This is a genomic window from Aeromonas sp. 603404 (assembly GCF_049171775.1).
Classification (GTDB): Bacteria; Pseudomonadota; Gammaproteobacteria; order Enterobacterales; family Aeromonadaceae; genus Aeromonas; species Aeromonas veronii_A.
Map to the genome: position 1 here is coordinate 99,027 of NZ_JAAKPE010000008.1, position 13,195 is coordinate 112,221.

13 protein-coding genes and 1 pseudogene are annotated in these 13,195 nt (G+C 56.9%); 10 read left to right on the top strand and 4 right to left on the bottom strand.

Annotated elements, in window-relative coordinates; genetic code table 11:
* Nucleotides 1-256: 256 nt before the first annotated feature.
* Nucleotides 257-1,297 carry a LacI family DNA-binding transcriptional regulator gene (locus tag G5306_RS12570; protein WP_421206264.1) on the bottom strand — a complete coding sequence of 347 codons (1,041 nt, stop codon included), beginning with the start codon at nucleotides 1,295-1,297 and terminating at the stop codon, nucleotides 257-259.
* A gap of 291 nt (nucleotides 1,298-1,588) precedes the next feature.
* Between G5306_RS12570 and G5306_RS12575 the strand changes: the two genes are divergently transcribed.
* The 5 genes and pseudogenes from G5306_RS12575 to bacA all read left to right on the top strand — a co-directional run bounded on the left by G5306_RS12575 (nucleotide 1,589) and on the right by bacA (nucleotide 5,775).
* Nucleotides 1,589-2,683, top strand: a complete 1,095-nt coding sequence (locus G5306_RS12575) for a 1,4-beta-xylanase (RefSeq protein WP_421206265.1) — start codon at nucleotides 1,589-1,591, stop codon at nucleotides 2,681-2,683.
* A gap of 65 nt (nucleotides 2,684-2,748) precedes the next feature.
* On the top strand, nucleotides 2,749-4,095 hold the full coding sequence (locus G5306_RS12580) for an MFS transporter (RefSeq protein WP_421312937.1): 1,347 nt from the start codon (nucleotides 2,749-2,751) through the stop codon (nucleotides 4,093-4,095).
* 262 nt (nucleotides 4,096-4,357) lie between these two features.
* Nucleotides 4,358-4,681, top strand: a complete 324-nt coding sequence (locus tag G5306_RS12585; protein WP_421172454.1) for a SemiSWEET transporter — start codon at nucleotides 4,358-4,360, stop codon at nucleotides 4,679-4,681.
* Between the two features lie 34 nt (nucleotides 4,682-4,715).
* Nucleotides 4,716-4,847: pseudogene (locus G5306_RS12590) on the top strand (galactose-1-epimerase); the annotation flags it as partial.
* Between the two features lie 112 nt (nucleotides 4,848-4,959).
* A complete protein-coding gene (gene bacA / locus G5306_RS12595; protein ID WP_069527669.1) occupies nucleotides 4,960-5,775 on the top strand; it encodes an undecaprenyl-diphosphate phosphatase in 816 nt (271 codons plus the stop codon).
* 66 nt (nucleotides 5,776-5,841) lie between these two features.
* Here the strand turns inward: bacA and G5306_RS12600 are convergent, their stop codons facing one another.
* From G5306_RS12600 to G5306_RS12610, 3 genes are all read right to left on the bottom strand, one after another.
* A complete protein-coding gene (locus tag G5306_RS12600) occupies nucleotides 5,842-6,537 on the bottom strand; it encodes a ChrR family anti-sigma-E factor (protein ID WP_421312938.1) in 696 nt (231 codons plus the stop codon).
* Nucleotides 6,530-7,099 (bottom strand): sigma-70 family RNA polymerase sigma factor, encoded by a 570-nt coding sequence (locus tag G5306_RS12605; protein WP_227343139.1) that lies wholly within the window; start codon nucleotides 7,097-7,099, stop codon nucleotides 6,530-6,532. Before G5306_RS12605 ends, G5306_RS12600 begins: the two co-directional genes overlap by 8 nt.
* Before the next feature lie 141 nt (nucleotides 7,100-7,240).
* On the bottom strand, nucleotides 7,241-7,807 hold the full coding sequence (locus tag G5306_RS12610; protein ID WP_279011232.1) for an LON peptidase substrate-binding domain-containing protein: 567 nt from the start codon (nucleotides 7,805-7,807) through the stop codon (nucleotides 7,241-7,243).
* A gap of 299 nt (nucleotides 7,808-8,106) precedes the next feature.
* Here G5306_RS12610 and argS point away from each other — a divergent pair, with 299 nt between their 5' ends.
* The 5 genes from argS to hslU all read left to right on the top strand — a co-directional run bounded on the left by argS (nucleotide 8,107) and on the right by hslU (nucleotide 13,043).
* Entirely contained in the window at nucleotides 8,107-9,852 is a 1,746-nt protein-coding gene (gene argS / locus G5306_RS12615) for an arginine--tRNA ligase (RefSeq protein ID WP_421209205.1), read from the top strand.
* Nucleotides 9,853-9,855: 3 nt separating this feature from the next.
* The gene (locus G5306_RS12620) at nucleotides 9,856-10,698 is read left to right on the top strand and encodes an SPOR domain-containing protein (protein ID WP_421312939.1); all 843 of its coding nucleotides are present in this window, start codon (nucleotides 9,856-9,858) and stop codon (nucleotides 10,696-10,698) included.
* Between the two features lie 35 nt (nucleotides 10,699-10,733).
* The gene (locus G5306_RS12625; RefSeq protein WP_421312940.1) at nucleotides 10,734-10,928 is read left to right on the top strand and encodes a DUF1737 domain-containing protein; all 195 of its coding nucleotides are present in this window, start codon (nucleotides 10,734-10,736) and stop codon (nucleotides 10,926-10,928) included.
* A gap of 186 nt (nucleotides 10,929-11,114) precedes the next feature.
* Entirely contained in the window at nucleotides 11,115-11,648 is a 534-nt protein-coding gene (hslV, locus tag G5306_RS12630; protein WP_042018387.1) for an ATP-dependent protease subunit HslV, read from the top strand.
* Between the two features lie 66 nt (nucleotides 11,649-11,714).
* Complete coding sequence (gene hslU, locus G5306_RS12635; protein WP_005340773.1) at nucleotides 11,715-13,043, top strand: HslU--HslV peptidase ATPase subunit; 1,329 nt, start codon at nucleotides 11,715-11,717, stop codon at nucleotides 13,041-13,043.
* Nucleotides 13,044-13,195 lie beyond the last annotated feature (152 nt).

Genomic DNA, 13,195 nt, shown 5'->3' on the forward strand with positions numbered 1-13,195 from the left:
CGGCTTATTCATCACAACCAAGAAAGAAGCATGCTACGGCTTGGCATCATTACGATATCAGCCACCGCGTGCAGTGCTGATGGGTGTATGGCTTTCAGAGTGACGTTGACCTGCTCGTGTCGGGTAAAGTCATTGAGTACCCATTATGTGCTTTACATTCTTACCGCCAACCACACAACTTGGCAGGCATGACGGGAACATATGGGCACGCCCTGTGGCATAAGGAACCACTACGCAACAGGTCATCGAGAGAGGATCAAATTTTGTTAACTGGCTGACCCTTGGTCGAGGCACGGATCAGCAACTCCCCTTCCAGCTTCATCAGTAAAGCGATGGGCTTCTCTCCTTGGGCCAGTTGCAACAAGGTGTCCACCGCCAGTTTACCCATCTCGTCGTAAGGTAGTTCGATAGAACTCAAAGGGGGCTCCATTTCGCAGGCCAGCATCTGGTTATCATGGCCCGCCACCAGAATGTCTTCCGGGATGCGCAATCCCGCCTCGGCTATCGCCTGGTAACAACCCTGAGCCATGTAATCACTGCAACAGAAGATACCATCAGGCGGCTGAGGCAGCGCCAGCAGTTGCCGAGTCTGTTCATAAGCCTCATGTAGCGACCAGTTGCCCACGCGCACCCATTGTGGATCCGGTATCAAATCGTGGTTGATCAACGCCTGACGATACCCCTCCAGCCGCAGACTATTTGCCTCCATCCATGGCTCCCCCTGAATAAGAGCCACTCGTTTGCAGCCTTGCTCCAACAGGTGCGCCGTCACCTTGTAACCCGCCAGCTTATCGGCAGGCAGGATGGAATAACTTTCGGACGAGCCACTGCCCTCCAGGTAGCAGTTGAGCAAAACGGTAGGCACCTGCGGGGAGAGCTCCATCTCGGCAAGTTGTCGTGTCATGGAAGAGGCAAAAATCATCCCCAGATAATCCCCCTGATTGATCTCCTGCTCGATCAACTTGGTGAGCTCCGCGCTGTTGCGATAATCGAATGTAACCAGCATGCGATCTGCCTCCCAAGCGCGTTCATTGCAGGCATTGATCGCATCTAGAAAAGGGTCATATGGAGTCAGGCCATTGAAAACAAAAGCTATTTTTCTAGCAGATGGTCCCTTGGATAGATATTCAGCTCGCTTATGCTGGTAACCCAGTTCGGCCGCTTTTTCAAGCACTCTACGCCGCGTTTCCTCCGCCAGTTTGATGGTGGTTGAACCATTGAGCACCAGTGAAACCGTTGATTGGGAAACACCTGCAGCTGCAGCGATGGCGCTCATGGTGATGCGTTTACTATTCATTGATATGGCCATAGTTTGAGCAGTACCGCCCAGATAATAATATTAATTATTTATCTTTTATCATGACTCATGATTACGGACATGAGCAAGCAGCACAACAGCCCACAAGGACGATAGAGGGTTTTCGGTTATCGTCCCGAGTACAGATGGCTCGCCAGCCATGCCTGTTAACCCCCTAAATTTGTTCATTTTGTGACTAATACCTGAATTCTATCCTTCATGATTTGCAACTAAAGATATTAGCTAATATTAATTGCTGTAGGTTTAAATAATTAGTTGCAAGGATATCCGATGGCGATACAACAGTGGTCAACAGAACGAGCTTGGCAATGGTGGAACAAACAACCTTGGCTATTGGGCTTCAACTATCTCCCCCGCACAGCGGTCAACTGGACCGAAATGTGGCAGGGAGAAACCTTCGACCCAGTCATCATTGACCAGGAACTGGGTTGGGCCAACAAACTGGGCTACAACACCCTGCGAACCAATCTGCCCTTTATCGTCTGGCAGCATGATCGGGATGGCCTGCTCGCGCGCATTGAGCAGTTCCTTGGCCTGTGTAGCAAGCACAATATCCGCGTGATGATGACCTTGATGGATGACTGTGGCTTCTCCGGCGATCACCCCTATCTGGGCCGCCAGCAACCACCTCGGGAAGATGTACACAATAGCCAGGCGGCGGCCAGTCCCGGTCGGAATGTCGTCATTGACCCGACCCAATGGCGCGAAGTGGAACACTATATTCGCGACCTGATACGTACATTTGCACAGGATGAGCGGATCTTTATCTGGGATCTGTACAATGAGCCGACCAACAGGGGCATCTTTTCGGAAGGCGATGTCGAGGTGCGTTTCGATGAGTCGCTGGAGACATATGCCCACTATCTGATGGAGTTGGCTTTTGTCTGGGCCCGAGAAGAGAACCCCTCCCAGCCACTCACCGTCGGCGCGTGGCATGCACCCTACAGCATCGGTCAGGGGGATTCGGAATTTACTCCGGAAAACACCTTTACTCATCCGACCGACCTGCGCGCTATGGAGCTATCGGATGTCATCACTTTCCACTCCTATCAGCGTATGGAGGGGCTGAAAATCTCTCTGGATGTGGTCAGCAAATATCGCCGTCCGCTCCTCTGCACAGAGTGGCTGGCCAGGCATGTCGGCAGCGTGATGGAACAACAACTGCCACTCTTCAAAGAGTTAAAAATAGGTGCCTATCAATGGGGTCTGGTAAAAGGGAAGACGCAAACTCACCTGCCATGGCCTTTCGTTCGCAATATCGACCCCGATTTCCGCAGGGTCTGGTTTCACGACCTGCTGGAGGAGGATGGTACCCCCTACTCTGCCAGTGAAATAGAACTGCTCCGCACATTGACCCGTTCATAACGCAAAAGAGGACGCCACCCTAGTGGCGCCCCTCACAACACATTCATGTTGGGAAAGGTTGGCAGATGACAGATCAAAAGATACACAATAGAGAGCTGGTGGGATATTTCAGCTATGCCGTCGGGCAATGCCTCAGTTTCGGCCTGGTGGGATCATTTATCCTCTATTTTTACACCGATATCCTTGGAATATCGCCCGCTGCAGCTGGGGCTATTTTCCTCATTGCCAGAGTATGGGATGCCATCAACGATCCTATTATCGCTGGTTATATGGACACTCTTAATTTCAAACGAGGCAAATTCACGCCATATATGCTTTTCGTTCCCTTCTTGATTGCCGGGATCACCTCTCTCAGCTTCATTGGCATGGATTTACCCATGACCACCAAGGTAACTTATGCAGCAGTCACCTATATCGCGTGGGGGATGATATACACCTTGTCTGATGTACCTTTCTGGACCATGTCATCGGTCATGAGCCAAGAGCCACAGGAGCGAGCCAAGGCCGTAACCGTCGCCATGTTGGGCGTCAATATCGGCATTGGCAGTGCTTCCATCATATTCCCGAAGCTCACCGAACTGTTTGCTGCAACCAGCAGCACCAAGGGCTACATGGAAGGTGCCATCTGCCTGATGCTGATCGCCCTGCCGCTGATGGTGCTCGGAGCAAGCCAGATGAAAGAGCGCATCAAGCCCAATCCGAATGACAAGATCACCATTAGGGACTCTTTCCGCGTCCTGCGTTCCAACAAACCGTTGGCGTATGTACTTGGCGCCTTCTTCTGTAACGTGTTCTTTAATCTGGCCACCGGGCTCTACATTTTCTTCTTCACCTACAACATGGGTGATGTCGGGCTGCTCTCGGTGATGGGCTCTATCGGTGTGGCAACCTCTATGGCCTGTATGCTGATGCCGATATTGACCAGCAAGCTCAGGAAACGTGATCTCTTCCTGCTACTCACTCTGCTGGAGATTGCATTACGCATCGGTTTCTATACGACAGGCTACGACAATCTGATAATGGTGTTCGGCTTCCTCGCCTTGATCCATGCGGCCAACGTCATCACCAATCCGCTTATCTCCGCCATGTTGAGTGAGACCATCGAATATGCAGAACTAAAGTCTGGCCGCCGTTGCGCTGCCATCGCATTCTCGGGGCAGACCTTTACCGGCAAACTGGCTTGGGCCATCGCAGGTGGTATTTCCGGTACCCTGCTGATCTGGCTTGGCTATCAACCGAATGCGGCACAGACTCAGGCTACGATGGACGGACTATTTATCTGTATATCACTTGTGCCGATATTGGGTAGCATATTACGGGTGATGATCATGACCCGCTACAATTTCACCGAAGATAAGCACGCCAAAGTACGTCATGCTCTAAATAAATGGCGTTCCATTTCGTCTCTTTAACATAAAAACAATGAATGCTTTACCATAAAATATACGCCAGTCGAATTGAGCGCCTCTATCCATTCAACTTGACTGGCAAATTCCATTCAAGAACATGAAAACTACAATGATTGATAAATTATTTTTTCGTTGCATTGCGCATAGGAAAAGCAATCAACATAAGTTACATGAATCATCGAAAGCCACTGGGTAAACTTTTGCTGAAGTATATTACACGATAATAAATATCCATTGCCTCCATTGGTCTTTGAGGAGTTCAAATTTGTCGGTTTATTTCTGGCACAATATCGTTATTGTGCCAATCGCTCTCTGCGTTCTGGTTTTCTGGCTCGACACCGCCAACCTCGGTCTCTGTGCAGCCTTTCTGACCACAGGATCTTTTGCCTTGCAAGTTATACACATAATAAAGACCCAAGAAACCAGGGCCATCTCAACCAATATGTATCTGGTCTTCAGCTGTGGCGTACTTCTATGGTTGATCTACGGCCTGCGCACTAACGACATGCCCATCACCATAGCAAACAGCATCACTCTCGCTCTGGCCTGCGCCGTCCTGATGCTCAAGCTGCGTAACGAAAGGAACTGATGAGCATTCATACAACCTGGGGCTGGCACTCGGGGATCACGACGGCTTCTGTCTTGAGACGCAACAGCTGCCGGACAGCCCCAATCGGCCCGAGCTGGGCAACCCCTGGCTGCTGCCGGGCGGGCGTTATCACCACCAGACCCGCTACCGTTTTATCCGCGACTGACTTAAAGGTTTCATGATTTTTACATAGCCTCAGCAGTCACTATCGAGCAAGATAAGCCGCCCCGAGCTCCTTCCGGGGCGTTTTTGCATCAACGTAGCAAGGATTCTGTTCGATGACTGACACCTATAGCCTGCTGGTCGCCTTTATTCTGGGCGTCGTCGAGGGGCTGACCGAGTTCCTCCCCGTCTCCTCCACCGGCCACATGATTATCGTCGGCCATCTGCTGGGCTTTGAAGGGCCCAAGGCTGCCACTTTCGAAGTGGTGATCCAGCTTGGCTCCATACTCGCCGTAGTCGCCGTCTTCTGGCGCCGCCTGTTTGGCCTGATTGGCATCCACTTTGGCCAGAAGCCGTCCCGGGATCATGCCACCCTGTCGCTGATCCACGTCATCCTCGGCATGCTGCCCGCCATCGTGGTCGGTCTGGCCATCCACAGCTGGATCAAGGCCAACCTGTTTGGTCCACAGACCGTAATGTACGCGCTGGTCGCGGGGGGCATCCTGCTCATCATCGCCGAGAAGTTCCGCCCGGCCGTCACAGCTGAAACCCTTGATGACATCAGCTACAAGCAGGCGTTCGGCATCGGTCTGTTCCAGTGTCTGGCCCTGTGGCCCGGCTTCTCCCGCTCCGGCGCCACCATCAGTGGTGGCATGCTGATGGGGATCAGCCGTCACGCCGCCGCCGAGTTCTCCTTCATCATGGCGGTGCCCATGATGGTGGCGGCCAGCGGGCTTGATCTCTACAAGAGCCGCGATTTTCTCTCGATGGCCGACTTCCCGATGTTTGCCGTGGGCTTTATCACCGCTTTCGTGGTAGCGATGTTTGCGATCAAGACCTTCCTGACATTGATCCGCCGCATCGACTTTATCCCGTTCGCTATCTACCGCTTTATCGTGGCATTCGCCGTCTATCTGGTGTTTGTCGCCTGACCGGCAACCAGCAATCAAATGAAAAAAGGGACCAATCTGGTCCCTTTTTCTATGGCGTCATGGTGCTCAGTAGAGGTGCTGGCTGATGCCGTTCAGCAGCCGCGACAGCCCCTTGGTGAACTGCACCGGCGCATCCTGCACCGTGTAGCAGAGGCAGCCATCTGGCGTATGCGGGCTATGGGAGTGGCTGGCATCGCGCCAGATGAAATCTCCCGCCTTGTAAAGGGTATCGCCATCCTGAATATTGCCAGCCAGCAGCAGGGTCAGCTCATAACCCTGATGGGTGTGCTCGGGGATGCGGCCGCCCGCTTCGATATGGAGCAGGCTGGCGCGCGCCCCCATCTCGTCCAGCGGTAGACTCTGCTGACGAATGGCCCCGATATGACGCCACTTGGGCGAACGGTAGCGGGCCAGCACCCGTGGCAAACGGTAGGCGTGACCGGCCACCTCCAGCTCGCCGCGCTGGACTCGGGGCTGATCATGTGTTGGCTCGGAGAGGGGCTCTGCCAGCGGCTGCGCCAGAATATCCGCCAGCATGGCGTCGAATCCGGCGTCCAGTCCCACTTCATCCCGGGAGTCCGCCTCGGGCTCTGCTGGCGAGGCAAGATATTGCTGCGCCAGCTCCTCTTCGAATGTCTTCAGTCGGGCAGCACAATCGGGGCAGAGTTCACAGTGAGCGGAGAGCCCCACCGCCAGCGGCAGAGGGAGCTCGTCGGCGGCGAAGGCGCGCAGCATAGGGTTGGTCGGATGGGCTTTAATCATGGCCTTGCTCCACTTGCTCTTTCAGTTTCTGTAACGCCAGCCGGAGGCGGGACTTGATGGTGCCGAGCGGCACGCCGAGTCGCTCCGCCAGCTCCTGCTGGGAGAACTCCTGCAGATAGATGCCGCGCACCACCTGCTGTTGCGGCTCAGGCAGGGTGCCCAGATAGTGGGCCATCTGACGGGTCAGCACGGCATCCTCCCCCCCGCTCAGATGCTCCTCTTCGGCCTGAAACTCCAGCACCGGCCACAGCTCTTCTGCACAGAGATCCTCCTTGCTGGCACGGCGCCGGCGCAGCAGATCGAAGCACTGGTTGCGCATCACGGTATAGATCCAGGTGGTCGGCGCCCCCTTCTCGGGGTGGTAGAGGCGCGCCTTCTGCCATACCAGCAGCATGGTCTCCTGCACCAGCTCCATGGCGTTGGCCTCGCTGCCGAGATGGCGCAGCCCATAGCTGCGAATGCGCGGCGCAAAGTGTTGGAACAGGCGGGCAAAAGCAGCCTTGTCAGCCTGCTCTGCCACCCTGATCAGCAGAGATTTGAGGTCGCCATCCGAGTTATCCATCACGGGCGAAGTCCTGCGTATGGTCGAGTGTGGTTGGCCAGTATATGCCATTGCGCCATCCCTTTGGTGTGCTGTCGAACATGCTGTGGTAATGACTGATACGGCCCTGCGGCGCTGGCAGATCAGCAGTTCAGAAAAAAATCAGTGACTGGCCACCAGCACTCCTTTGAGCAGGGCGATGGCGGGCTGATTGTCGGCGGCGGCCAGCAGCAGCTGCTTCTGCTCGGGGGGGATCGGCAGCACCTCCAGCCAGCGCTGTGCCACCCAGTTGCCATCGTCCCAGCGGGGGGCGGGATAGAGGGCGGCATAGTCGGGATAATCGGCAAACACCTCCCGCAGCGCATCGGCCAGTGGCAGCTGATCGGGATGGAGCCGGCGGGGCGGCCAGGCCGGCAGCGAGGTTACCTCACCGATGCGCAGGCCATCCTGCTCCTGCCACAGATCCTCTATCTGCAGCCGCTCCACCCCCTGCACCGTGATCCCCAGCATGCCGTCCGGCAGCCGGTCGAAGTCGATGACGTTGACCCGGGTGGCGATGGGCAGCATGTTGCGCAGGGCGTCAGGCTGGCGCGGATCCACCATGCAGAGGGCAAAGCCCGCCTCCCCCGCTTCGGCCACCATCCGCAGGTATCTGGGTTCGAAGATCCGCAGCGGCATGATGCCGCCGGGCAGCAGGTGGGCTGATAGGGGAAACAGTGCCAGTCGCATCACAAACTCCTTGCTGGGTTACGACTCTAGGTACGTGCAACAGCCAGCGGGAGATCAGTGTCGGGAAAAACCCTTAACAATCAGGGGAAATAGCCTGGACAAGGCGCTTCGATATGCAGTAGAAATGGATAAGCACCATAATTTCCGTCCAATATTCTGAAATATGGCGCCAAACGCAGTGAAATATCCGCCCGACAGCGAGCGGCGGGTCATCCCTATAGTTTTCTCGAGCCGATGCGGGTAAAATTCACGCCCTTATATATCAGTCATTTTTCGACGCGCAACCTTGGTGGTCAGTTATGAAAGAGCATATTCATCATCTACTTGAACAAACGGTAGCCAATCTCAAGTCAGCAGGCGTCCTGCCGGCGGACCTGGAAGCCCGCGTGCAAGTAGACCGATGCAAGGAAAAAGCTCACGGTGACCTGGCCACCAACCTGGCCATGCTGCTGGCCAAGCCGGCCCGCAAGAATCCCCGTGAGCTGGCGGCGGCCATCATCGAGCACCTGCCTGCCTCCGACCTGATCGCCAAGGTCGAGATCGCCGGCCCCGGCTTCATCAACTTCTTCTTCGACCAGCGCTGGCTGGCCGGTCAGGTCGAGGCCATGGTGACCTCTGCCAACGCCAACGTACGGTTGCCCACGCCACAAACCGTGGTGGTGGACTACTCCGCCCCCAACGTGGCCAAAGAGATGGCGGTGCACCACATCCGCTCCACCGTACTCGGTGACGTGGCTGCGCGTGCGCTGGAATTCCTCGGCCACAAAGTGATCCGTGCCAACCACATCGGTGACTGGGGCACCCAGTTCGGCATGCTGATCGCCTATCTGGAGAAGATGTCCAACGAGCATGCCAGCGACATGGCGCTCAAGGATCTGGAAGCCTTCTATACCCAGGCCAAGCGTTGCTACGACGAAGACGAAGCCTTCGCCGAGCGCGCCCGTAACTACGTGGTCAAGCTGCAGGGCGGCGACGAGTACTGCCGTACCATGTGGAAGAAGCTGGTCGACATGACCATGGAACAAAACCAGATCAACTATGACCGCCTGAATGTCTCCCTGACCAACAAGGACATCATGGGCGAGTCCATGTACAACGACATGCTGCCGGAGATCGTGGCCGACCTGAAAGCCAAGGGGCTGGCGGTCGAAAGCGAAGGCGCCACCGTTGTCTTCCTGGACGAGTTCAAGAACAAGGATGGCGAGGCCATGGGCGTCATCATCCAGAAGAGCGATGGCGGTTTCCTCTACACCACCACCGACATCGCCTGTGCCAAATACCGTTATGAAACCCTGGGTGCCGACCGTGTCATGTACTTCATCGACTCCCGTCAGCACCAGCACCTGATGCAGGCCTGGACCATCACCCGCAAGGCAGGCTATGTGCCGGAATCCGTCCCCCTCGAGCACCACGCCTTCGGCATGATGCTGGGTAAGGATGGTCGTCCCTACAAGACCCGTTCCGGTGGCACCGTCAAGCTGGTTGACCTGCTCAACGAAGCGGAAGAGCGCGCCGCTGCCCTGCTGGAGAGCCGCAACAGCGACCTCTCTGCCGAAGAGAAGGCCAATGTGGTCAACGCCATCGCCATGGGCGCGGTCAAGTATGCGGATCTCTCCAAGAACCGCACTACCGACTACATCTTCGACTGGGATCTGATGCTGTCGTTTGAAGGCAACACCGCCCCTTACCTGCAGTATGCCTACACCCGTATCCAGTCCATCTTCCGCAAGGCTGGCGTCGATGCCGCTACCCTGACCGGCAATGTGACCCTGAACGAAGAGGCCGAAGAGGTGCTGGCCCAGAAGCTGATCCAGTTCTCCGACGCGGTCAATGGAGTGGCCGACAAAGGCATGCCGCACCTGCTCTGTACCTACCTGTACGAGTTGTCCGGCAACTTCATGACCTTCTATGAAGCCTGTCCGATCAACAAGGATGGCGTGGACGAGGCAACCCGTCAGAGCCGTCTGCTGCTGTGCGCCGCCACCGCCAAGGTGCTGAAACTGGGCCTCGGCGTACTGGGCATCCATACCCTGGAGCGCATGTAATAGATGGCAACCCGGGATTATGTCGGCAGCCGCCCACGACGTCGGGCGGGTGGCCGCAATACCAAGAAAGCGGCCCCTCGCCGCTTTCCTGTTATTCCAGTGCTGCTGGTCGTGGCACTGCTGGCAGGCTTTGGTGGCTTCCTTTACATGATCAATGGCAAGGGCAGCGACGCCCCCACCATCGAAGAGCAGGTAAAGGCCAACAAGCCAAAACCACAGAACAACGGGTTGCCACAGGAGAAGTGGAGCTACATCGAACGGCTTGAGAACAAGCAGGTCGATGTTATCGAGCCACCGCCCCAGCCGGGCGTGCTGCCACCGCCCCCCGCCGATACTCTGACCCTGCAGCCGGAAAAGCTGCCGCAACCGGTACCGACCGACATTCCCCAACCGGGGACGCCCATCGGCCAGTCCAAACCCTATCAGACCAATCCGGCGACCACGCCTGACAACGGTGCGCCCGTTGCCAGCGCTCGGGAACAGGTGATCGATCGCCAGGCCGAACGGGAGCGAATGGAGCGGGAGATCCGTGCCGAGCTGGAGCGGGAGCAGGCCGAAGCGGCCAAGGCCAAAGCGGCTAACCCGCCAGCCCAGACCGCAGCCGCCGACAGCGGTCGCTATATGATGCAGTGCGCGGCTCTGCGCTCGCAGGATTCCGCAGAGTCGCTCAAGGCACGTATCGCCTTCACCGCCGGTCTCTCTTCCAGCCTGCAGGTGGTCAACACAGCCAACGGTACCGTCTACAAGGTGATGGTGGGCCCCTTCAACGGCAAGGCGGCCGCCGACGCGGCCAACGGCAAGCTGCAGAGCTCCGGCATCAGCGGCTGCATTGCCAAGAAGGGTTAGCATACTGTCAGGCTGAACCAGCAGAGAACCAGAACATGACAAATTCGAAACAGCCACCAAATGGCCTTCCGGTTTACCGCTTGATTACTGGGCCTGATGACGTGACATTTTGTTTTCGTGTCAGCGAGGCACTAGCTCAAGGCTACACGCTGTATGGTTCTCCCTCGGCGACGTTCAATGGCCAAACTGTGATCGTGTGCCAAGCGGTAGTCTGGTCTGAAACAACATAATGCGGACAGTGTGCAGCAGGGCCGGGTGGCAACACCCGGCCCTGTTCTTTTGGTGTCACTCGCACCCACGCTCTTTATTACCCCGTTTATCCCGACCAAAGGCAGGGTTGAAAAGCCCGTTTGCCATCCCCATCTTTCTTGCCATGCACAGTCAGGCCGTCATTCGGCTCAAGCGAGGTAAGTAAAGTGACTACCATAGTTTCAGTTCGCCGCAACGGTCAGGTCGTCATCGGTGGCGATGGCCAGGTCTCTCTTGGCAACACCGTCATGAAGGGCAACGCCCGCAAGGTTCATCGTCTCTATAACGGCAAGGTGCTGGCCGGTTTCGCTGGCGGTACCGCCGACGCCTTCACCCTGCTCGAGCGTTTCGAAGCAAAACTGCAGGCCCATCAGGGTAATCTGGAGCGCGCCGCCGTGGCGCTGGCCAAAGATTGGCGCACCGATCGCGCTCTGCGCCGCCTCGAAGCACTGCTGGCCGTGGCCGACGAACACAAATCCTTCATCATCACCGGCAACGGTGACGTGGTGCAGCCGGAGCACGATCTCATCGCCATCGGCAGCGGCGGCAACTTTGCCCAGTCCGCCGCCATCGCCCTGCTGGAAAACACCGAGCTGGATGCCAGGAGCATTGTCGAGAAGTCCCTCAAGATTGCGGGCGACATCTGCGTCTTCACCAACGGCAACCACACCATCGAAGTGCTGGACTACGCCGCCAAATAAGGCCACCAGCCAAACCCAATTTCCCAAGGGGTGGGCACTGCCCGCCCCGGATACAGGAACACCATCATGTCCGAGATGACCCCGAGAGAAATCGTCCACGAGCTGGATCGTCACATCATTGGTCAGGCCGATGCCAAGCGCGCCGTTGCCGTTGCCCTGCGCAACCGCTGGCGCCGGATGCAGCTCAACGAAGAGATGCGCCATGAAGTGACCCCGAAAAACATCCTGATGATCGGCCCGACCGGTGTCGGCAAGACCGAGATCGCCCGTCGTCTGGCCAAGCTGGCCAACGCCCCCTTCATCAAGGTGGAAGCGACCAAGTTCACCGAAGTGGGCTATGTCGGCAAGGAAGTGGACAGCATCATCCGCGATCTGACCGATGCCGCCATCAAGCTGGTGCGCGAAACCGAGATGGAGAAGATGAAATACCGCGCCGAAGAAGCCGCCGAAGAGCGCATCCTCGACGCCCTGCTGCCCAACCCGCGCAACACCTGGGGTGAGGAAGAGAAAGCCGACAACTCCAACACCCGCCAGATCTTCCGCAAGAAACTGCGGGAAGGTCAGCTGGATGACAAGGAGATCGAGCTGGAGCTCTCCGCCTCCCCGATGGGCGTCGAAATCATGACCCCGCCGGGCATGGAAGAGATGGCCAACCAGCTGCAGGGGCTGTTCCAGAACCTGGGCCAGAACCAGAAGAAGAAGCGCAAGATCAAGGTCAAAGAGGCCATGAAGGCGCTGATCGAAGAGGAAGCGGCCCGTCTGGTCAATCCTGAAGAGCTGAAGCAGAAAGCCATCGCCGCTGTCGAGAACAACGGCATCGTCTTCCTCGACGAGATCGACAAGATCTGCAAGCGCGGCGAGAGCTCGGGCCCCGATGTCTCCCGTGAAGGGGTACAGCGCGACCTGCTGCCGCTGGTCGAGGGCTGCACCGTCAACACCAAGCACGGCATGGTCAAGACCGACCACATCCTGTTTGTCGCCTCCGGCGCCTTCCAGATCGCCAAGCCGTCCGACCTCATCCCCGAGCTGCAGGGCCGTCTGCCGATCCGGGTCGAGCTGACAGCCCTGACCACAGATGACTTCGAGCGCATCCTGACCGAACCGAACGCCTCCCTGACCGATCAGTACAAGGCGCTGATGGCCACCGAAGGGGTCAATATCGAGTTCACCAAGGATGGCATCCGCCGTCTGGCCGAAGCGGCCTGGCAGGTCAACGAGCGTACCGAGAACATCGGTGCCCGTCGTCTGCACACCGTGATGGAGCGCCTGATGGAAGATATCTCCTACGACGCCTCCGAGAAGTCCGGCGAGACCTTTGTCATCGACACCGACTACGTCAACGCCCATCTCGGTGCGCTTGTCGAGGATGAGGATCTGAGCCGCTTTATTCTGTAAGCGCGATCGATGGATCTGAAAACGCCTCCCTTTTGGAGGCGTTTTTATTTCTCCACCGCCTCCGTCATCTACACGGATTCTGGCCCTTATCTGCGGCAACCCATTAAATCAAAAGACGTTTTCAAACCATCTCTTTCGAATGCCCGCCGTTT

Bases quoted from the DNA above. Each gene is read 5' to 3' on its own strand.
- G5306_RS12570 (WP_421206264.1), bottom strand. From the start codon at position 1,297: ATGAATAGTAAACGCATCACCATGAGCGCCATCGCTGCAGCTGCAGGT.
- G5306_RS12575 (WP_421206265.1), top strand. From the start codon at position 1,589: ATGGCGATACAACAGTGGTCAACAGAACGAGCTTGGCAATGGTGGAAC.
- G5306_RS12580 (WP_421312937.1), top strand. From the start codon at position 2,749: ATGACAGATCAAAAGATACACAATAGAGAGCTGGTGGGATATTTCAGC.
- bacA (WP_069527669.1), top strand. From the start codon at position 4,960: ATGACTGACACCTATAGCCTGCTGGTCGCCTTTATTCTGGGCGTCGTC.
- G5306_RS12600 (WP_421312938.1), bottom strand. From the start codon at position 6,537: ATGATTAAAGCCCATCCGACCAACCCTATGCTGCGCGCCTTCGCCGCC.
- G5306_RS12605 (WP_227343139.1), bottom strand. From the start codon at position 7,099: ATGGATAACTCGGATGGCGACCTCAAATCTCTGCTGATCAGGGTGGCA.
- G5306_RS12610 (WP_279011232.1), bottom strand. From the start codon at position 7,807: ATGCGACTGGCACTGTTTCCCCTATCAGCCCACCTGCTGCCCGGCGGC.
- argS (WP_421209205.1), top strand. From the start codon at position 8,107: ATGAAAGAGCATATTCATCATCTACTTGAACAAACGGTAGCCAATCTC.
- G5306_RS12620 (WP_421312939.1), top strand. From the start codon at position 9,856: ATGGCAACCCGGGATTATGTCGGCAGCCGCCCACGACGTCGGGCGGGT.
- G5306_RS12625 (WP_421312940.1), top strand. From the start codon at position 10,734: ATGACAAATTCGAAACAGCCACCAAATGGCCTTCCGGTTTACCGCTTG.
- hslU (WP_005340773.1), top strand. From the start codon at position 11,715: ATGTCCGAGATGACCCCGAGAGAAATCGTCCACGAGCTGGATCGTCAC.